This is a genomic window from Pseudonocardia sp. McavD-2-B (assembly GCF_024124365.1).
In the GTDB taxonomy this organism is placed as follows: Bacteria; Actinomycetota; Actinomycetes; order Mycobacteriales; family Pseudonocardiaceae; genus Pseudonocardia; species Pseudonocardia alni.
Map to the genome: position 1 here is coordinate 1 of NZ_JAMXSG010000082.1, position 20065 is coordinate 20065.

Below are 20065 nucleotides of genomic sequence, written 5' to 3' on the forward strand. Positions count from 1 at the left end.
GTCGGGGGCGGGCGGCTCCGTGTCGGCCGGGTCGGCGGCGGCATCGGGTGCGGGATCGGTCGCGGGGTCGACCTGCGCGTCGGACGCGGGCCGGTCCGGGCCGGCCCACCCACCGGGCCGGTAGACGAACCAGCCGAGCGCCACCGCGAACGCGACCCCCAGGGCCAGGGTCGACCCGAGGTCGCGTACGAACGGCAGCGGCGAGAGGAGCAGCGCGCCGAACCCGGCCGCCGTCCCCGCCGCGACGACGACGACCGTCCGCGGCCGTGCCCCGCGGGCGAAGTAGGTCGGGTAGTAGCTGCCGAGGCCCACCAGGACCGGCAGGAACGCGACCACGCCCAGCGAGACCGGTCGCCCGGCCCAGCCGAGCACGGCCAGCGTCGCCGCGGTGGCGGCGAGGGTGACGGCCAGCGGGATCAGCCGCCGTCGCCGCCGGGTCCAGGGCACCAGGAACAGGCACAGCCCGATCGCGACGACCGCGACCGCGCCGAGGACCGGGGCCTCCCGGTCGACCGCGACACCGAGCGAGGCGGTGATCGCAGGGACGCCGGAGACGGTCGCCTCGGCGGGCAGCTGGGCCTGCGCGACGGTGTCGTTCACCGCGGCGACGAGCTGCTCGGTCCCGGCCTGGTCGAGTCCCTCACGGGGGCGGACCAGGATTGCCAGGGACCGGTCGTCGGGGACGACGTAGCGCCACTGCGGCCGCGGCTCACCGCCCGATCCCATGATCGAGTGGTCGATGAAGCGCTGGTTGCGCAGGGTGGGCAGCCCGACGGGCAGGCCCTGCACGATCAGCGGACCGTAGCGGGCGTCGAAGGCGGCGACGGCCGCGTTCCCGGCGGCGACCGGGTCCTCGCCGCGCTGCTCGGCGGTGATCGCCGCGGCGCGCTGCAGGCCGTCGCGGCGGCCGGTGAGCTCGGCGAGCAGCTTCTGCGACTGCGACGCCAGCTGGTTCAGCGTCGTCGCCGGGCCGTAGACCGACGCGACGTCCGGCAGTTGCGACAGCTTGCCCTCGACACCGAGCACCTGCGGCAGCACGTCCCGGTCGAGCAGGCCGGGGGCCTGTGGGGCCCGCAGCAGCACGACGATCGGGTCGCCGCCGAAGGACCGGGCGAGCTCGGTGTAGCGCTGCACCGACGGGTCCGACGACGGCAGGAACGACTCGACGCCGGTCTCGACCTTCACCCGGGACACGCCCGCCACGGTCAGCGCCACCAGGGCGAGGACCATGATCAGACCCAGCGCGGAACGCCCCGAAGGGCGCAGCGCCGCGAGTGCGGCCCTACGCCCTTCGAGGGTCGTGCGGGACGGGCGGGTCATCCGCCGAGCCCCAGGAGTCCACCGCCGGACGGTTCCGGCGCCGGCGCGTCGCCGCGGGCGGCGTCGCCCTCGGGCTGCGGCCCGACGGTCGGGGCCGGTCCGGGGGGCGGCGAGTCGTTCGCCGGTCCGGGGTCGGCCACCTGCGGCGGGGGCGCGTCGTCCTCCGGGCTGTTCTGGGTGCCCGGCCGCGGGTACGGGTTGTTGTCGTCCAGCGGCGGGATCTCGTTCAGCGGGACGGGGTTCCCCGCGAACGACTGCGCGTGGAAGACCAGCATCACGCGCAGGAGCGTGCCGTTGGCGTCGCCGCGCGACACCGTCTCACCGAAGTTGGTGAAGAACTGGTAGATGTCGCCGCCGTAGGGCTTGAGGTACTCCAGCATCGGGTTGAGCTGGAGCAGGGCGCGGTCGGCCTCGGGCAGCAGGGCGCGCAGGTCGTCGGAGAACTGCGGGACCTTGTCCAGGGTGACCGGGGCCTTGCCCAGGGTCGCGTCGAGCGAGGGCAGCAGCCCCCGCAGGTCGCGGGTGGTGGCCGGGAGCTCGTTGAGCGCGGCGTTGAGCGCGGGCGCCGCCCGGTCCAGGTTCGCCGCGACCGGGCCGAGCCCGCCGGCGAGCCGGGACAGGTCGTCGCTGGCGTCGTCGGCCGCCTTCAGGGTCGGCGGCAGCTCCCGGATGGTGTTCTCCAGGTCGGTGCGGCTGTTCGCGGTGACCTCGGTGACCAGGTTGGCGTCGGTCACCAGGTCGGCGATGCGGCCGCGCTGGATGTCCAGCGCGGCGAGCACCGCGGCGGTGTTCTGCGAGAGCTGCTCCAGGTCCTTCGACTGCGCGGCCAGCGCGTCGAGGGCGGTGCCGCCCTCGCGGCCCAGCCGGCCGAGGCCGGCCAGGGCACCGTCGACGCCGGCCTGGGAGTCCTTCGTGGCCGCACCCAGCGACTGCAGGGTGGAGGCCAGCGCGACGCGGCGGTCCTCGGGCAGGGTCCGGATCAGGTCGTCGAGCAGCACCGCCGACTGGACGGCGCCGTCCGGGAGCCGGCTGCCGTCGGGCAGCTCGGCTCCGCGGCCGTCGACGAGGGACACGTAGGTCTCCTCGACCAGGGTCTTCGAGTTGATCCGGCCGGTGACGCCCTCGTGCAGCGGGATGGCGTCGGCGTCGGTCATGTTGACGAGCACGTCGGCGCGCCCGTCCGGGGTCGCCTCGATGGTCAGGACCTTGCCGACCTTCACCCCGTTGAGGGTGACGTCGGACTGCGGGACCAGGTTGTTGACCTTGTCGACGTGGAACGCGGTCGTGTACTGCTTCTGGGTGTATCCGGGCACGTAGCCGCCGACCGAGGTCCAGAAGAACAGGAACACGAACGCCGACGCCGCGGTGAAGGCGAGCAGGATCGTCGTCCTGATCGCGGGGAGCGCGGAGTGGGGGATCTTCATCCGGGGGTCACCTCCTTACCGGGGCGTCTGGGTGAGCTCGTCGGCGCCGGGCGCCGGGATGGTGGTCGGGCCGAACTGGAGCAGACCGCGCAGGATGCCGCCGTTGGCGTCGCGCAGGCTGGTGACCGACGACGTCTGGTAGACGAAGGCGTTCAGGTCCGGCAGGTACTGCTGGAGACCCGCGGTGACCGGGTCGAGCCGGCCGGAGATCTCCTTCAGCGCGGGCAGCGTCCCGTTCAGGTCGTTCACGAACGGGCGCAGGTCCGCTGCGACCGGCTTCAGCTTCTGCGCGACCGGGCGGGCCTTGTCGACGGTGGTGTCGAGCGTGTCGACGGTGTCGGTCAGCCGGTCCAGGGCGTCCGGCAGCTGCTCCGAGGCGGCCCGGACGTTGTCCAGGGTCGGGTCGAGCTGGTCGGACAGCTGCTGGACGTTGCCGGTGGCCGCACCCAGGTTGTCGACGACGCCGGGCAGCTGGTTCAGCGAGTCGCGCAGGGCCTGGCTCTGCGCGGACACCGTCTTCAGCGTGGTCGACAGCGAGTTCGCCAGGGTGGTGAGGCGCTTCTCGTCGCCGCCGACGGCGGTGGACAGCCGGCCGATCGAGGTGACCAGGCGGGCGAGGTTGTCGCGCCGCCGGTCGAGCTGGTCGACGACCGGCTTGAGCCGGTCGACCACCTCGGTGGTGGCGCGCACGCCCTGCGGGAGGTCCTGCGGCGCCGTCGCCAGCGCGACGTCCGAGGCCTCCAGCAGCGACTGCACCGCGGCCAGCGCGTTCTGGTCCAGGTGGGCCAGTGCCGCGTCGATCTGCACCGGCGGCTTGGCGTTGGCGACGGGCAGTACGCCGTAGTCGTCGAGGACCGTGCCGGCCGGGGTGCCGGGGTCCATCTCGATGTACATCTCGTTGAGCGGGCTCTTCGGCCGCAGGACCACGGTGGCGTTGTCGTAGACGGGGCCGTCGTAGTCGTTGCGGTCGATCGCCAGCAGCACCCGGGCGGTGCCCTCCGGCGTCAGCTCCGAGGAGCGGATGTCGCCGACCGGGACGCCGGACATCCGGACCTCCTGGCCGCGGCCCGGGGCGAGCGCCGGGGTCTCGGAGAAGGTCGCATAGACCATCTTCTCGTTCGCCCACGGAGCGACGAACCGCTGCTGGGACAGGATGTAGCCCCCGCAGACGAGCCCGAGCACCATCACCACGCCGAGGGCGATGACGTTGCGGCCCAGCCCCGGCTCGTTCCGGACGCGGTCCAGACCGGAGCGCACCCGGGCGCCGAGGCCCCGCGGGGCCTCCGGTGCAGGTGTGGGAGTTGCCGTCATCATCGACCACCCGTCCCGTGGAAGATCTGCTGGAACATGTTCTCCAGGCTCACCGAGCCCAGACCGGGCACGGTGCCGAGCCCGGGACCGGGGTGGAAGGACACCGCGTGCCCGTTGGGGTCGACGTAGGCGCCGGTCTTGTTCAGGTTCGAGAACATGTGGCCGACCTCGTCCTTGAGCGGAACACCGCGGCTGTCGACCGCGGAGAAGGGGCCCTCCCCGACGAACGGGGTGTTCAGCGAGTCCAGGACCGGACCGTTGAGTCGCTCGAGCGGAGCGGGCAGGTCGTCGAAGACCCGCGTGGCGCCCTCGCTGGCCGGGATCAGGCCCTCGACCAGCGGCCGGGTGTCGACCAGCGCGGCGCGCAGGTCGGACACCAGCGGGCGGGCGTCGGCGAGCACGGGCTCGGCGCGGCCCAGGAACGCGTCGAGCTCCTGGACCGTTGGCCGGGCCGGGCCCGCGGTGTCGCGCAGCTTGTCCAGCGACACGTCGAGCCGCTCGAGGCCGGCGTCGGTGGTGTCGAGGACGCCGGGCAGCTTGTTGATCGCGTCCGCGACCGGCCCGGAGGTCTCGGCCATGACCTGCGTGGTGTCCTGCAGGTTCGCGACGATGCCGTCCAGCTGGCCGGGCTCGCGGTTGAGCGTGCCGGTGGTCCGCTGCAGGCCCCGCACGACGTCGGTCAGGTCCTTCTCCGGCTGGGTGCCGCGCAGGGACTCGATGACCCCGGCGCCCGGGCCGAGGGTCCCCGGCGCCGCGGCGAGGAGCTCGTGCAGCGCCTCGTTGCCGCCGGCGTTGCCGAGGGTCTCGTCGAACTGGGTGATCGCGGTCTTGGCGCCCTCCAGGGCGTCGGGCTGCAGCCGCTCGGCGACGTCGTCGACCTCGGTGGGCAGCCGGGTGCGGTCCACCGGGATCTGCCGGGTCCACTCCGCGGTGCGGTCACCGCCGGGGACGATGTCGATGTAGAACAGGCCGGACAGCAGGGTCGTGGGCCGCAGGCGCGCCGACGGCTGGTCGCCGACGGTGTCCACGACCTCCGGGTCGACCACGACGGTCACGATCGCGCCGCCGTCGGGGGCCGGGTCGACCGAGCTGACGACGCCGGAGTCGACACCGGCGACCTTCGCCTTCGACGCGTCCTCGAACAGGAACTGGTTCGCGGCGAAGTGGATGGTGCGGGTCTGCGACCCGGTCAGCTTCATCAGCAGCGTCGTGACCTGCGGCTTGAACAGCCCGAGGACCAGCGACAGCAGCATCAGGCCGATGACGGCGAGCGCGGCCACCCACAGCGGGAGGCGGCGCCGCAGCCGCGGCGTGGCGGTGGTGCCCTGTGCGGGGGCGCTCATCAGTTACCTCCGAGAAGGCCGCCGCCGGCGGCGCTGTCGCCCTGGCCGGGCTGCTCCTGGGGCGTCCGGTTGGACGGGCCCGGGGCGGGCAGCAGGCCGAGCGAGGCGTCGTTCGGTGCCTGGCCGGGGGCCGGGTAGGGGTCGCCCGCCCGCGTCGGGTCGGGCAGACCCGCCGCACCGGCGAAGGACTCCGGCCGGACCATCAGCGTGAACCGGAGGTGGTGCCCGGCGGCGTCACCGTCGGACAGCGCGAAGCTGGCGTGGGTGAACCACTGCGCGATCTCCGGGGAGTAGGGCGCCAGTACCTGCAGCGGGGTGTTCGCGAAGCCGACTCCCTGGGTCACCTTCGGCGCGACGGGGCGGGCGTCGGCGACGGCGGGGGTCAGCGAGCCGAGCGCGGGCTCGGCCGAGTCGGAGACACCGGGCAGCTTGTCCAGCGGCTGCGGGGCCTCGACCAGCACGCCCCGCAGGTCCGGGGTGGCCTCGCCGAGCGAGCGGGCACCGGTCTGCAGCTGCGTCATCGCCGAGTTCGTCGACGCGAGCGGCTCCTGCAGGTCCTCCAGGGCCGTGCGGGCGGCCGGCAGCGCTTCGGGGGCGATGTCGAGGGTGTCCCCGAGCGCCGTGCCCTTGTCCGCGTTGATCGCCGCGAACGTGGTGTCGAGCCGGCCGACCAGCGAGGAGATCTCCTGCTCCCGGCCGGCGAAGCGCGAGGACAGGCTCTCCAGGGACTGGAGCATGGCGGTCAGGTCGCGGCCGCCGTCGACCGACAGCGACCGGGCGGTCGTGCCGAGCGAGGGCAGGATCTGCGGACCGGCCTTCGCCACGTCCGCCACGTCCTGGCCGTGTCCGGCGGCGCCGTTGCCGAGCTGCTGGAGTGCGCCGCGAGTGGCGTCCTGGGTGGCCGGGTCGAAGACCTCGGCCAGGTCCAGCAGCTGCACCGCGCCACGGGAACGCTGGACCGGCAGGACGTCGTCCTCGCCGAGGACGCCCGCCTGCTCGTGCCCGATGTCGAGGTCCAGGTACTGCTGGCCGAGACCGGACCGGCCGGTCACCGCGGCCGAGCCGTCCCTGAAGACCTCGGTCGCGGCGTCGTCGAGCTGCATCCGGACCTGCGGGACGCCGTCGGCGATCGTGATGTCGTCGACGCGCCCGACCCGGACCTGGCCGACCCGGACGTCGTTGCCGACGGCGAGGTCACCGGTGTCTGACACCGCGGCGGTGCGGAACTCGTGCTGGGCGAAGGGCAGCCCCTTCTGGGCGTTCAGCGCGACGTAGAGGAAGAACCCGGCCGCGACGAACATCAGCAGACCGATCAGGCCGGACCGGAAGCGCGCGCCGCGCTTGGGCTTGGCACTCGCCATCACTGGCCTCCCAGCAGTGTTCCGAGCGCGCCCTGCTCCTGCTCGGGGCTGAGCCCGGTGGCGCTGCTCTCGGGGGTGGGCTGGCTCTGCAGCAGGGTGTTGGAGTCCTGACCCGGCTGGGCCGCGGTCCCCGGTCCCGGCTGGGACGGGGCGGGCTCGTTCACCTGCTGGTTCGGGGTGGCGTCCGGGGCGGGCGCGGGCGCCGTGTCCGGCAGCCCGCCCGGCGCGAAGCCGGTGACCGGGTCGCCGTTGAGCACGTAGCTGGCCCGGAAGTAGTGGGACAGCCCGTCCTTCTCGTTGGTGGTCAGCGCCCAGTTCCGGATGAAGCCGAGGACGTTGCCGAGGTTGCCGTTGAGGTCGCGCACGATCGGCTCGGCGCCGGTGACGGTGCGCTGCAGGTCCGGGCCCGCGGCCCGGAGCTCCGCGGCGACCGGCTGCGCCTGGTCGAGCAGCTCGCTCGCCCGGTCCAGGACCGGGTCGGCCGAGGCCAGCGCGGGGTCCGCCGAGTCGGCGAAGCGCTGCAGCTCGCGGCTGATGTCCACCAGGTTGTCGGTGGTCGGCCGCAGGTTGCCCAGGGTGACCGCGGTGGACTGCGCCGTGCCGGCGAGCTCGCCGAGGGTGGCTCGGGCCGCGGCCAGGGTGCTGGGGAGCTCCTGCAGGGTGCCGCGCAGCTGCGCGTCGCGGGCGGAGGTGGTGTCGAGCAGCGACGTGGTCGAGGCGATCAGGCCGTCGAGCCGCCTGCCCTGGTCGACGGCGAGTGCGCCGGTGACCGGCTCGACCTGGTCGATGACCCGGCCGAGCAGCTCGTTCTGGTCGGACAGGACACCGACGAGCTGGTTGGTGTCCTTCATCGCCGGGGCGAGCGCGGCGAGGGTCTTCTGGATGTTCTCACCGTTGTTCTGCGTGCCCTGGCCGAGCGTGGTGACCAGCGCGGCCAGCGCGCCGGCCGTCGGGTCGTCCAGGGTGTCGAGGATGTTCTGCAGATCGGCCTCCTGGCCGGTCCGCTCGACACCGATCGGCGTGTTCATCGGCAGCTCGGGCGAGCCCGGGGTGCCGGTGTTCAGGTTGAGGAAGCGCTCTCCGAGCAGCGAGACCGGGGCGACGGTCACCTTCGCGTCGGTGTGGATCGGCAGGGCACGCGCGTCGACGCGGAGCGGGACCTCGGCGACCTTGCGCTGCGGGTCGAACTGCAGCTGGCCCACCTCGCCGACCGTGACGCCGTTGATCTTGACCTGCTGACCGGCGAGGATCGGGCTGACGTCGGTGAACTCCGCGATCACGATCCGGCCGGACTCGGCGTTCGAGATGCCGGCCGCGGCACCGGTGCCCGCGAGGAGCGCGACGAGGCCGACGGCGAGGATCCGCCAGCGGGAGAAGCCCAGGGTCGAGCTCATCGCGGACCCTCCCCCCTGGCGTCACCGAGCTGCGGCAGGAGCGGCGCGCCCGGGTTCTGCTCGCCGTTGCCGGAGGTCTCGTCGGCCGAGCCGGGGGCCGGGTTCGGGTTGGGGACGATCCCCGGCGGCGTGACGCCCGGGGGGTAGATGACCGGCGTGGCGGGGCCGGCCTGCGCGAAGATCCGCATGTAACGGCCGTTCGAGTCGAAGTTCTGGGCGGCGGAGCCCCACGTGGAGAGGAACCCGACGACCTCGGGGGTGTAGGGGCGCAGCGCCTCGAGCACCGGCGCGTAGCCGCCCGCGGTCTCGGCGAGGCCCGGCAGCGCGCGGTTCGAGGAGTCGAGCAGGCCGGGGGTGCGGTCGAGCAGCGCCGACGCCGCCTCGAGGGTGGGCTTGAGGTCGGCGACCAGCGGCCGCAGGTCCTGCAGCAGCGGGGCGAGCTGCTCGGACACGCCGGGCAGCTTCTCCGTCGCCGGGCGCAGGTCCTCCAGCAGCGGCAGTGCCTCGTCGGTGACGCCGGGGACCTTGTTCAGGGTGCCCTGCGCGGTGCGCAGCGTCGGGGGCAGCTTGGCCAGCGCGGCGCGCAGCTGCTCGCGCTGGGCGGCCGTCGCGCGGGCACTGGTGCCCAGCTCGTCGACGACGGCACCGAGGTCCTGCTGGCGCTGGGCCAGGGTGTCGACGGTGCCGTTCAGGTCCGTGACCAGCTTGGAGATCGCGGGACCGTCGGTGCCGATGCCGCGCAGCACGTTGCCGACCGCGGCGAGCGCGGGTCCGGCGGTGTTCACGGTGGCGTTGAGGTCCTGCTCGTGCCCGGTGACGGTGTTCTGCAGGGTCCCGACCAGGCCGGTCAGGCGCGCCCGGGTGGGCTCGTCGAGGGCGGCGAGCACGTCGGCGACCTCGGTCGGCTTCGGGAAGTCGCCCTGCACCATGCCGCCGCTGGGGATCTCGGCGTAGTCCTTGGGACCGTCCTGCACGAACAGCAGCCGCTCACCGACGACGGCCTTCCACTGCACGTGGACGAACGCGCCCGCGTGCAGCGGGGCCAGCCCGTCCTCGACGGAGAACTCGACGACGGCGTGGCCCTCCTCGGGCCGGACCGACAGGATCTTCCCGGCCTGGAAGCCGTCGATGTAGATCGGCGCATCGGGGATGAGGTTCGGGTTGCCCGCGGGCAGGACGGCGCTGACCGTGTAGGGCTGCGTGCCGCCGACGGCGACGAACACACCCCCCACCACGAGCAGCGCCACCATCCCGGCGGCGAGCTTGCCCAGGAGTCCGCTCATCTCAGTCCATCCCGAGGGGTCCGGCGGACTGCCCCGCGAGGAACTGCTTGACGAACGGGTCCTGGTGCTCGAACGCCTCGTGCGCCGGTCCGTAGTGGACGACCTCGCCCTTCCAGATCAGTCCGACGTAGTCGCTGACCTTGCGGGCGGTCTTGATGTCGTGCGTGACCAGCAGGTACGTCCCACCGTGCTGGTTGTGGACGTCCATGATGATGTCGCAGAGCAGCGAGGTACGGACCGGGTCGAGACCGGAGTCCGGCTCGTCGAACAGCACGATGTCGGGGTTCATCACCAGCGCGCGGGCGAAGCCGGCGCGCTTCTTCATGCCACCGGACACCTCGTTCGGCGCCTTGTGCGCCGCCTTGGCCAGACCGACCTCGTCGAGCGCGGTCATGACCGTCTTCTCGACCTCCTTCTCCGACATCCGCGTGTGCTTGCGGAGCGGGAAGGCGACGTTGTCGTAGAGGTTCATCGAGCCGAACAGCGCACCGTCCTGCCAGCAGACCCCGAACCGGGTCCGCATGTCGTAGCGCTCGTTCTCGCTCATCGACCAGATGTCGACCCCGCCCACGTAGACCGCGCCGCGGTCCGGGGCGAGCAGGCCGACCAGGTGCTTGATCAGCACCGACTTGCCGGTACCGGACGGGCCGAGCACGGTGGTGATGGCGTCGTGCTGGAAGTTGAAGTTGATGTTCTTGAGGATCTGGGTGCTGCCGAACGACTTGGCGAGCCCCTCGACCTGCAGGATCGGGTCGGTCCCGTAGCGGAACTCCCGGGTCTCGGTCGACCAGCCGGGGCCACGGGTGGCCGTGGCCTGGGTCCCCCCGTCGTGGACGGGTGGAATCTGCTGGGTGGGGTACTCGGAGCCCGATGGCGTGTACCGCGGCTGGTTCGGCGAGGTCACTGATCCTCCTGGACGACCTGGCGCGTGCCGGCGCGGGAGAGCCGGCACGCGGATCACGTGCTGCGGGAGCGGTCCCCGGAGGCTTCCGGGGACCGTGGACGCGGCGTCCGCGTCCTGCGGTGGTGCGGGGAACGAGCACTGCGATCCGGGGAGCGGGCGCGGTGCGATGGACCGGGCGGCGGGGAGCGACGTCCGGGTCCGTGGCCGGCTGGGGAGGGCCGGGCCGTGACGGGGGTCTTCGTCGGGGGCGGGGATGTCGTCGGGGTGCGGGACTCCGGGGCCCGGCCGCAGGGGATGTGGCGGCGCGGGCCCCGGAGGGACTCAGTTGGCGATCGGGGAGTTCGTGTCGAGCCCCCAGAAGGCCAGGGTGCCGATCGCGCCGATCGCGGAGATCAGTACCAGGTTGATGATCATCGACTTGGCCGTGGCGCGGCCCACGCCGACCGGGCCACCGGTGGCGTTGTAGCCGTAGTAGAGGCCCACACCGACGATGACGATGGACTCGACCATGACCTTGGTAAGGGCGGCGATCATGTCGTAGGGGCTCTGGTAGAGCCAGAACAGGTACAGGAACCCGCCGGGTGAGACGCCGCCCAGGTTCACCACCGTGACCAGGTACATGGCCAGGTAGAGGATGGCCAGACCGACGAAGTACATGAACGGCACGGCGATCACGGTGGCCGCGATCCGGGTCCCGACCAGGAAGGACTTGGACTTGATGCCCATGACCTCCATGGCGTCGATCTCGTCGGAGATCCGCATGGAACCGATCTCGGCGACGTAGCCGCAGCCGACCTTGGCCGCGAGGATCCAGCCCCACATGTACGGCGACAGCTCGCGCAGTCCGCAGTAGGCGTCGAACACCGCGGAGTACAGCGGGGCGCCGATCTGCTTGAGCGTGTAGCTGGCCTCCAGGCCGCACTGCCCGCCCATGATGAACATCATGAACCAGATGATCAGCGCGGAGCTGAAGATCAGGATGCCCGCCTGGCGGAACACCTCGGGCACGTAGCGGCGGAACATGTCCGGGAAGTCCCGGACGACGTCGGCGGTGAACCGGCCGATGTCACCGGCCTCGTTCAGGCCGGTCTTCAGCTTTCCCGTGATGGAGGAGAAGCTGACGTCCACGCCCTGCTTCTCAGGTGCCCGGAGCTCGGGCTCCTCGGGTCCGCGGCCGGAGCCACGGTCGTCGAGCTGTGTCATGTCCCCTCCTCCCTACTTGTAGACGCTCATCTGCGGGTTCAGGCCGAGCATGGTCAGCGTGAACACGAAGTTGATGACCCAGACGCCGGCGAACGAGATGACGACCGCCTGGTTGACCGCCTTGCCCACGCCGATCGGTCCGCCCTTGGCGTTGAGACCGATGTAGCAGCAGACGACACCGATGATCAGGCCGTAGAGGGCGCACTTCGCGACGCTGCCCCAGAGGTCGACCGTGTTGAGCAGGTCGAACAGGGAGCCGTAGTAGCCGGCGTAGCTCGCGTCGAAGATCGGGCCGGCCGCGACGTAGCCGCTGACCAGGCCGACGACCAGCGCCAGGATGTCCAGGACGGCGGTCATGATCGTGCAGGCCAGCACCCGCGGCAGCACCAGCGTCCTGATCGGGTCGACGCCGAGGACCTCCATGGCGTCGATCTCGTCGCGGATACGGCGTGCGCCGAGGTCGGCGGTGATGGCCGTACCGACGACACCCGCGACGACCATCCCGTTGATGAACGGGGCGAACTCGCGGACGGACGCGAACTCGAAGAACGCGCCGAGCCGGTACGGGATGCCGAAGGTGTAGAAGATCGCCCCACCGGTCAGGCCGGGGGCACCGAACCCGAACCCGAACGCCGCGAGGGACATCGGGAGCCAGGTGAGCTTGAGGATGTCGAAGCACTGGTCTCGGGTGTCGGCCCAGAAACCGACGGGCTTGCGGACGGCAAGGACGAACACCTTGACCATCAGCTGCCACATCTCGCCGGCCATCACGAACGGGTCGGCGACCTTCCTGAGCACACCCGACCCGCCGGAACCCGCCGTCCTGCGCGGTACCTCGACGGTCTCGTCGGGCGTCTGGGTGAGGGTCCCAGGCGTGGTCATAACTCTCCTTCGAGTGCGGGCCGGAAACAGTCCGGGTCCACCGATCGGAAGTGTCGCTCCGCAGGAGAGGGGGTCACACCTCCCGTGGGGGGCGGATCACCCTCCCCCTGGGGGGTATCAGTGGTAGTGGCGACCGGCTCTGCGGTGTGCTCCGTACGGAGTGCCCTGCGCTGGGTCCGACGCTGGATCAGCAGCACCGCACCGAGGACGAGCGCGGCCGACAGGGCTCCCGCCCCGAGGCCGCCGAGCAGTGCTCCGGCCACCGGGTGGACGCCGGTCAGCAGCGGAAGCGCGACGGCGCCGGCCACCACCAGGACGGTGGCGGTCAGCGCGTCGCGGACCGGCCAGGTCGGCGCACGCCAGACCCGGACCAGCCCGATCAGCCCGGTCACCCCCGCGGTCAGCAGGGAACAGCCGAGCAGGTGCACGACCACGGGGTCGCGGAGTACCGGGGAGGTACCCCCCACGCGGGTGGGAACGAGGGCCTCGGGCGGGCCGAGGCGGTCGAGGGCACGGACGAGCCGGTCCTCTGTCGGCGCGGGACCGGCAGTGCGTGCCACCTCGCTCCAGACGTGCGAGCGCAGGTCCTGGCGGGCGGTGAACGACAGGTGCCGGGCGGCGACGTCGAGCCGGTGCAGGTACTCCCGCAGGGGGGTGGGCAGCGCGCCCCGCGACACCCGGGCGCCGGCGGTCACCGGTACCCGGCCCGACCGGCGGCGCCCCGCCCGGATCGGTCGTGCTCGGCACGCAGCCAGTGCGAGACGGCCTCGGCCCGGTTGGCCGCGCCGAGCTTGCGCAGGATGTGCTTGACGTGCGACTTCACCGTGCCCTCGGAGATCACCAGGCGGCCGGCGATGCGGGCGTTGGTGTCGCCGGTGGCCATCAGCCGCAGGACCTCGACCTCGCGGCGGGTGAGCGACGGGTCGACCGGTGCGGAGCGCAGGAAGCCGTCGACGACGCTGCGCTGCGGGCCGGTGTGCGTGACCGGGGCGCCTTCGGTGACGCGGCCGTTCTCGCCGTGGCCCCACCAGCCGTCGCCGAGGCCGCCCTCGCGGGCGTCGGTGACGCGGCGGGCGAGCCGGTCGACGTCGGCCCGGATCTGGTCCATCTCGTCGAGGACCATCGTGCGGGACAGGGCCTGGCCGAGCCCCTGGGCGTAGAGGGTGAGCAGCTGGCGGTCGAGCGGGTCGACGTTGCGCTGCTGGTAGTAGCAGTCGGCGTGCACGAACCCGGCGACGACGCCGTGCACCACGATCGGTGCGGCGCAGTAGCTGCGCGACATCGAGGCGTCGGCGATCGGCCGGTTGACCCCGGGGCGTTCCTGCACCTCGTCGACCAGCAGTGAGGTGCGCCGGCGGACCATCTCGGACTCGACGATCCGGCCGTCGAGGGTCTGCGGGTGGGTGCGGCCCATCACGAGGATCTCCTCGGCCCAGGCCGGGTCGCGCTCGACGTGCACGCGCTCGGGGATCCAGAGGGATTCCGCCACACGCGAGACGATCGAGCGGTCGAAGCCGAGGCCGCAGGCGGTCGAGGCGGCGGTGTCGAGCAGGGCGGTGCTGGTGCGGGCCTCGCCGAGCTGCGCGAGTGCGGCCCGGACGCGCTGCAGGGCGCGGTCCTGGTGGGCGAGCTCGTCGAGCAGGAGCTGCTCGTCGAGCTCCTTGACCTCGCCGAGCATGCTCACCAGCTCCGGCGACGGTGCCGTGCCGGAGCCGAGCGAGGACATGGCCTCGGCCCACACCGACCGCAGCACCGCGCGGGCCGACCCGAGGTCGACGACGTGCTCGGGGTGCGGGAGGCGGCTGTCGTCGAGGAGGCGACGGGCCGCCAGCAGGAGGTCCACCACGCACGACGACTGGGCCCTCGGCATCCGGCGTCCCTGTCCGGGCCATCGGTCGCCGGAGTCACAGCGGCGCATGTAGGCCACGCGGCTCGTGCTCTCGCCCATACCGTTCCTCCTCGTCGAGGTGGCATCCACCGGACGTCGCCGTCGGGTGCGTTGCTCACCCGTGCAACGAGACGGCAACGGCCTGGATGCGACCGTCCACACCCGCAACCCGACACAACTTCCGGTCACGCATGACGGTTTTAGGATGCGACGCGGGTCACGTGTCTGGCAAATCCACGCGGCCGGCGCCACCCGAACACGCTGGTGAATGCCCCTCTCGGCCGCATCATCCGGTCACGGCGGGTGGAGAAACCGAACGCTCGGACTGTTTCTCGGAGCGACGGTCGCCACGCCGGTCGTACACAGCAGGTTCACCCGGTCGAGGTAGGCGAGGCGGGGGCGCACCCGGGCCGTCCCCGTCCTGCCGCAGCACCGGGGAGCCCGGGGGTTCGACCCGTCCGTGCTGGAATGGCGGGGTGAGCACCGGCCGGACCTACGCGGGCGCGTCCGCGTCGGACCGCGCCGAGGACCGTCGCCGCCGGCTGCTCGACGCGGGGCTGGAGGTGCTGGGGACCGACGGCTACCGGGCGGCCACCGTGCGCCGGATCTGCCGTGAGGCACGCGTCGCCGACCGGTACTTCTACGAGTGCTTCGAGGGCACCGAGGCACTGCTGCTCGCCGTCTACACCGAGTGCACCGCCCGCCTCCGCGACGCGGTGCCCCCCGCACTGGCCGCGGCGCCCGGCACCGACCCGCTCACGCTGGCCCGGGCCGGCCTCGACGCGTTCCTGCGCGTGGTGGAGGACGACCCGCGGCTCGCCCGGGTGGTCTGGTTCGAGGTGCTCGGCGTGAGCCCCGAGGTCGAGCAGACCTCGCTGGAGACCATGTCCGGCTTCGGGCGGCTGCTGCTGGCGCTCACCGCGGACCACGCCGACCCCTCCCCCGCCGACACCACCGCCACCCGTCTGCGCGCCGACGCCGTCATCGGCGGGATCAGCCACGTCGTCATGACCTGGACGGTGAGCGGGTTCGACCCGCCCCGGGACCGGGTCACGGACGCGCTCGCCCTCTTCCTCGTGGGCGGCACCGGCCTGGGATGACGCCGGTCACCCCGCTATGTGGAATCACGCGTCATCAGATTAGGGTCGCCCACCACACCCCGCTCGTGAGGAGCCGACGATGAAGTCCTTCACCGGTCGTACCGCCGCGATCACCGGAGCCGGGTCCGGCATCGGGCGCGCTCTGGCCCTGCGCCTCGCGGGCGACGGCTGCCACCTCGCCCTGGCCGACCGGGACGCCGCGGGCCTCGCCGAGACCGCCGCGCTCGCCGGGCCGCAGGTGCGGGTCACCACCGCCGAGCTGGACGTCTCCGACGAGAAGGCGGTCTACGGCTGGGCCGACGCCGTGGTCGCCGACCACGGCGCCGTCCACATGATCGTCAACAACGCCGGCGTCGCGCTGTCGGGCACCACCGGGGCACTGACCCTGGAGGACTACCGATGGATCATGGACATCAACTTCTGGGGCGTGGTCTACGGGACCAAGGCGTTCCTGCCGCACATGGAGACCGCGGGCACCGGCCACGTGGTCAACCTGTCGAGCATCTTCGGCGTCGCCGCGCAGCCCCTGATGAGCGGCTACAACGCGAGCAAGTACGCGGTCCGCGGGTTCACCGAGTCGCTGCGCCAGGACCTCGAGCTCACCGGGTCCCCGGTGTCCGCGACCTGCGTGCACCCCGGCGGGATCCGCACCAACATCGCGAAGGCCGCCCGGGTCGACGACAGCGTCGCCGCCGCCACCGGCCGCCCGGCCGCCGACGCCACCGCCGAGTTCGAGCGGATGCTCACCACGACCCCGGACCGGGCCGCGAAGACCATCCTGGACGGCGTGCGGCGCAACCAGCGCCGTGTCCTCATCGGACCGGACGCCTGGGCCATCGACTCGATGGTGCGGCTGCTGCCGACCACCTACCAGCGGATCGTCACCGGCGTCGTGCGCTCGCGGCGCGGAAAGGGCTGATCCGGGGCGGGGATCCTGGATAGGGTCGCGGGGCCGGGTGATCCCCGGCACACGACCCGAGGAGCCCACCCATGAGCCCCGAGCAGCCACCCGTCACCGCGTTCGGCCCGGACTTCCCCTTCCCCTACGACGACTGGCTGGCCCACCCGGCCGGACTCGGCCGGGTCCCACCGGACCGGCTGGGGACCGAGGTCGTGGTCGTCGGGGCCGGGATCGCCGGGCTCGTCGCCGCCTACGAGCTGATGCGCATCGGGCTGCGGCCGGTCGTGTACGAGTCCTCCCACCTGGGCGGACGGCTGCGCTCGCAGCCCTTCGAGGGTGCCGACGGGATCGTCGCCGAGCTGGGCGGGATGCGCTTCCCCCGCTCCTCGACGGCGTTCCACCACTACGTCGACCTGCTCGGGCTGCCCACCGCGCCGTTCCCGAACCCGCTGACGGAGGCGGCCGGCAGCACGGTGATCGACCTGCACGGGCGGACGTACTACGGCCGGACCCTGGCCGACCTGCCCCCGTTCTTCACCGAGGTCGCCGACGCCTGGGCGAGCGCGCTGGAGGAGGGCGCGGGCTTCACCGACCTGCAGCAGGCGATCCGCGAGCGCGACATCCCGCGCATCCGGGCGCTGTGGGCGGAGCTCGTCGAGGTCTGGGACGACCGCACCTTCTACGACTTCGTGTCCACCTCGAAGGCGTTCTCCGACCTGTCCTTCGCCCACCGCGAGGCGTTCGGGCAGGTCGGCTTCGGGACCGGCGGCTGGGACTCGGACTTCCCGAACTCGATGCTCGAGATCCTGCGGGTGGTGCTGACCGGCTGCGACGACGACCAGCTGCTCGTCGTCGGCGGGGTGGAGCAGGTGCCGCAGGGGTTGTGGACCCGCACCCCCGACGATCTGGTGCACTGGCCCGCCGGGACCAGCCTGTCGTCGCTGCACGGAGGCGGGACCCGCCCGGGCGTCGCGCGGCTGCACCGCCTCGACGCGGACACGATCCGTGTCACCGACGTCTACGGCGGCACCCGCGACGTGTCCGCGGTGCTCACCACCTGCCAGAGCTGGCTGCTGTCCACCCAGATCGACACCGACGAGTCGCTGTTCGGCCAGGAGGTGTGGATGGCCCTAGACCGCACCCGCTACATGCAGTCGACCAAGACGTTCGTGATGGTGGATCGGCCGTTCTGGCGCGACGTCGACCCGGCGACCGGGCGCGAGGTCATGTCCACGACGCTGACCGACCGGCTCACCCGCAGCACGTACCTGTTCGACAACGGGCCGGACCGGCCCGGGGTGATCTGCCTGTCGTACTCGTGGATGAGCGACTCGCTGAAGATGCTGCCGTACCCGGTCGAGAAGCGGGTCGAGCTGGCGCTGGGCGCGCTGCGCAAGATCTACCCGACCGTCGACGTCGGGGCGCACGTGATCGGCGACCCGATCACCGTGACCTGGGAGTCCGACCCGCACAGCCTCGGTGCGTTCAAGGGTGCCCTGCCCGGGCACTACCGCTACAACCGGCGGATGTACTGCCACTTCGTGCAGGACGACCTGCCCGCCGCCGAGCGCGGGATCTTCATGGCGGGCGACGACGTGTCGTGGACCCCGGCCTGGGCGGAGGGCGCGGTGCAGACCGCGCTGAACGCGGTCTGGGGGATCGTCGCGCACCTGGGCGGGTCCACCCCGCCGGACAACCCCGGTCCCGGGGACCGGTTCGCCGAGCTCGCGCCGCCCGCGCTGCCGGACTGATGCGCGTCGCGCTGCTGCAGACCGTCTCCCGGCCGCACGACGTGGCCGGGAACCTCGCCCGGCTCGCCGAGGCGTGCGCCGCCGCGGACGCGGACCTGCTCGTCACCCCGGAGATGTTCCTGACCGGCTACGACATCGGCGCCGATGCGGTGGCCGCGCTCGCCGAGCCGGCCGACGGGCCGTCGGCGGACGCCGTCACCACGATCGCCAGGACGTCGGGCACGGCGGTGCTCTACGGCTACCCGGAGCGCCACGACGGACGGGTCGCCAACGCCGTCACCCTGGTCAGGCCGGACGGGACCCGGCTCGCCGGGTACCGCAAGACGCACCTGTTCGGCGCGCTCGACCGGGCCTGCTTCACCGCCTCGGACACCCCGCCCGCCGTCGTGACCTGGAACGGGTGGGGCCTCGGCCTGCTGGTCTGCTACGACGTCGAGTTCCCCGAGACCGTCCGCGCGCTGGCGCTGGCCGGCGCCGACGCGGTGCTGGTCCCGACCGCGAACATGCTCCCCTACGACCACGTGCCCCGGGTGCTCGTCCCGGCCAGGGCGTGGGAGAACCAGGTGTACGTGGCCTACGCCAACTGGTGCGGCACCGAGGGGTCGCTGACCTACGGCGGGCTGTCCTGCGTCGCCGGGCCGGACGGCGCCGTGGTGCGGGCCGGCCGCGACCCGGAGCTGCTGGTGGCCGAGCTGGACCGGTCCGCGCTGGCGGTGTCGCGGCGGGCGAACCCCTACCTGGCCGACCGCCGCCCCGACCTCTACGGCTGAGGGTCCGGCCGGGGGCCCGCCAGCAGGATCCACTCCAGGCACCCGTCGGGCCCGGGGGCGAGCACGTCGACCCGGTGGGCGTGCCCGCCCGCCACGTGCACGACCTCGTACGCGGCGAGATCCACCGACGGCCCGCCGGCCTCGACGCCCACCCGGGCCCGGCCGGCGAGGACGACGAGCAGCCGGTCGCAGGGCGCGGCCGGGGCGTGCCACGCCCCGGCACCGGGGGCGAGCGCGAACCGTTCCAGGGCGAGGTCGCCGTAGCCGTCGTCGCGGCCGACGAGCAGCTGGCGCGACACCGGGGCCGGTTCCGGCGCAGGATGGTGCGCGGCTGCCGGCGTCGTGCCGATCGTCGCGGTCATGGCCTGCCTCCACTCATCTGAGCGGTCCCAACACCGTCGAGTACACGGCTGCGGGCACGGACGGTCAACATCACCGGCCGATGCGCGCGCTACGGTGCTCAGATGAGCGGTGAAGACGATGCACCCGCCTGGGGCCCGGCCCGCCGGGTGCTCGCGGCCGAGGTGGCCGAGCAGGTGCTGCTGCACGGGCGGTCCCGGATCGCGGTCGGCACCGAACTGGGGCTCAGCCGGTTCCAGGTGGCCCGGCTGCTGGACGCGGCCCTCGAGCGGGGACTGGTCCGGGTCGACATCGACCCGGGCGCGGACGTCGACGCGCGGCGCTCGTCCGCCGTCCGCGCCGCCCACGGGCTGCGCCGCGCCCTGGTCGCCCGGGACGACGGCGGGGTGCCCGCGCTCGCCGCCGCGCTGCTCGCCGAGACCGTCGGCACCGGCGACGTCCTGGGCCTGGCCTGGTCCCGGACGGTCAACGACGTCGTCGGGCTCCTCCCCCGGCTCGCGCGCTGCACGGTCGTGCAGCTGTGCGGCGCCTACTCGCTGCCGTGGCGGCGCGACGGCTCGGCCACCGCGGTGTTCCGGGCCGCCGCGCTGTGCGGCGGCGACGCCTACCCGGTCTACGCGCCCCTGCTGCTGCCCGACGCCGACACCGCCCGCGCGGTGCGGGCCCAGCCGGGCGTCGCCGACGCGCTGGCCCGCTGCGCCGCGCTGGACACCGCGGTCGTCGGGATCGGGGCGTGGCGGGCCGGGCACTCCACCGTGCACGACGTGCTGACCGCCCCCGAGCGACGGCGGCTGGCCGCGGGCGGCGCGGTCGGCGAGGTCGTCGGGCTGCTGGTCGACCGCGCCGGCCGGGTCCTCGACAGCGGACCGG

The 20065-nt window shown here is 73.0% G+C and carries 17 protein-coding genes and 1 pseudogene; 5 read left to right on the plus strand and 13 right to left on the minus strand.

The features are described from left to right. The 12 genes and pseudogenes from NH602_RS13280 to NH602_RS13335 all read right to left on the minus strand — a co-directional run. A pseudogene (locus NH602_RS13280) lies at nt 1–1320 on the minus strand (RND transporter); the annotation flags it as partial. Next, nucleotides 1317–2744, minus strand: a complete 1428-nt coding sequence (locus NH602_RS13285) for an MlaD family protein (RefSeq protein WP_073575639.1) — start codon at nt 2742–2744, stop codon at nt 1317–1319. The pseudogene NH602_RS13280 and the gene NH602_RS13285, both read right to left, overlap by 4 nt. A 15-nt stretch (nt 2745–2759) precedes the next feature. Further along, nucleotides 2760–4055 (minus strand): MlaD family protein, encoded by a 1296-nt coding sequence (locus NH602_RS13290; protein ID WP_253067984.1) that lies wholly within the window; start codon nt 4053–4055, stop codon nt 2760–2762. Further along, complete coding sequence (locus tag NH602_RS13295) at nt 4055–5398, minus strand: MlaD family protein (protein ID WP_253067985.1); 1344 nt, start codon at nt 5396–5398, stop codon at nt 4055–4057. The genes NH602_RS13290 and NH602_RS13295 overlap by 1 nt, the downstream gene beginning before the upstream one ends. Then, nucleotides 5398–6759: an MlaD family protein gene (locus NH602_RS13300; protein ID WP_179761379.1), complete on the minus strand. Its 1362-nt coding sequence runs from the start codon at nt 6757–6759 to the stop codon at nt 5398–5400. Before NH602_RS13300 ends, NH602_RS13295 begins: the two co-directional genes overlap by 1 nt. Then, complete coding sequence (locus tag NH602_RS13305) at nt 6759–8153, minus strand: MlaD family protein (RefSeq protein ID WP_179761380.1); 1395 nt, start codon at nt 8151–8153, stop codon at nt 6759–6761. The genes NH602_RS13300 and NH602_RS13305 overlap by 1 nt, the downstream gene beginning before the upstream one ends. Further along, nucleotides 8150–9436 carry an MCE family protein gene (locus NH602_RS13310; RefSeq protein WP_253067986.1) on the minus strand — a complete coding sequence of 429 codons (1287 nt, stop codon included), beginning with the start codon at nt 9434–9436 and terminating at the stop codon, nt 8150–8152. The genes NH602_RS13305 and NH602_RS13310 overlap by 4 nt, the downstream gene beginning before the upstream one ends. Nucleotide 9437: 1 nt before the next feature. Then, nucleotides 9438–10184, minus strand: coding sequence for an ABC transporter ATP-binding protein (locus NH602_RS13315; protein ID WP_051050105.1), 747 nt, complete (start codon nt 10182–10184; stop codon nt 9438–9440). A 477-nt stretch (nt 10185–10661) separates the two neighbouring features. After that, nucleotides 10662–11543: an ABC transporter permease gene (locus tag NH602_RS13320; protein ID WP_062399364.1), complete on the minus strand. Its 882-nt coding sequence runs from the start codon at nt 11541–11543 to the stop codon at nt 10662–10664. Nucleotides 11544–11555: 12 nt separating this feature from the next. Then, nucleotides 11556–12425: an ABC transporter permease gene (locus NH602_RS13325; RefSeq protein WP_224403880.1), complete on the minus strand. Its 870-nt coding sequence runs from the start codon at nt 12423–12425 to the stop codon at nt 11556–11558. Next, a complete protein-coding gene (locus NH602_RS13330; RefSeq protein ID WP_253067987.1) occupies nt 12422–13120 on the minus strand; it encodes a hypothetical protein in 699 nt (232 codons plus the stop codon). Before NH602_RS13330 ends, NH602_RS13325 begins: the two co-directional genes overlap by 4 nt. Beyond that, nucleotides 13117–14295 (minus strand): LuxR C-terminal-related transcriptional regulator, encoded by a 1179-nt coding sequence (locus tag NH602_RS13335; protein ID WP_246352689.1) that lies wholly within the window; start codon nt 14293–14295, stop codon nt 13117–13119. The genes NH602_RS13330 and NH602_RS13335 overlap by 4 nt, the downstream gene beginning before the upstream one ends. A 494-nt stretch (nt 14296–14789) precedes the next feature. On the opposite strand from NH602_RS13335, the gene NH602_RS13340 reads away from it, so the two are divergent. The 4 genes from NH602_RS13340 to NH602_RS13355 all read left to right on the plus strand — a co-directional run bounded on the left by NH602_RS13340 (nt 14790) and on the right by NH602_RS13355 (nt 18835). Continuing rightward, complete coding sequence (locus tag NH602_RS13340; RefSeq protein WP_073575631.1) at nt 14790–15413, plus strand: TetR/AcrR family transcriptional regulator; 624 nt, start codon at nt 14790–14792, stop codon at nt 15411–15413. 79 nt (nt 15414–15492) lie between these two features. Beyond that, nucleotides 15493–16332 (plus strand): SDR family oxidoreductase, encoded by an 840-nt coding sequence (locus NH602_RS13345; protein WP_253067988.1) that lies wholly within the window; start codon nt 15493–15495, stop codon nt 16330–16332. A 71-nt stretch (nt 16333–16403) separates the two neighbouring features. Further along, nucleotides 16404–18065, plus strand: coding sequence for an NAD(P)/FAD-dependent oxidoreductase (locus NH602_RS13350; protein ID WP_073575629.1), 1662 nt, complete (start codon nt 16404–16406; stop codon nt 18063–18065). Further along, nucleotides 18065–18835 carry a carbon-nitrogen hydrolase family protein gene (locus NH602_RS13355; RefSeq protein WP_253067989.1) on the plus strand — a complete coding sequence of 257 codons (771 nt, stop codon included), beginning with the start codon at nt 18065–18067 and terminating at the stop codon, nt 18833–18835. Before NH602_RS13350 ends, NH602_RS13355 begins: the two co-directional genes overlap by 1 nt. On the opposite strand, the gene NH602_RS13360 is transcribed toward NH602_RS13355, so the two are convergent. After that, entirely contained in the window at nt 18826–19197 is a 372-nt protein-coding gene (locus tag NH602_RS13360) for a hypothetical protein (RefSeq protein ID WP_179761385.1), read from the minus strand. The two genes, NH602_RS13355 and NH602_RS13360, sit on opposite strands and share 10 nt — an antisense overlap. 102 nt (nt 19198–19299) lie before the next feature. Here NH602_RS13360 and NH602_RS13365 point away from each other — a divergent pair. Next, the coding region (locus tag NH602_RS13365; protein ID WP_253067990.1) for a sugar-binding domain-containing protein at nt 19300–20065 on the plus strand (766 nt) is incomplete at its 3' end.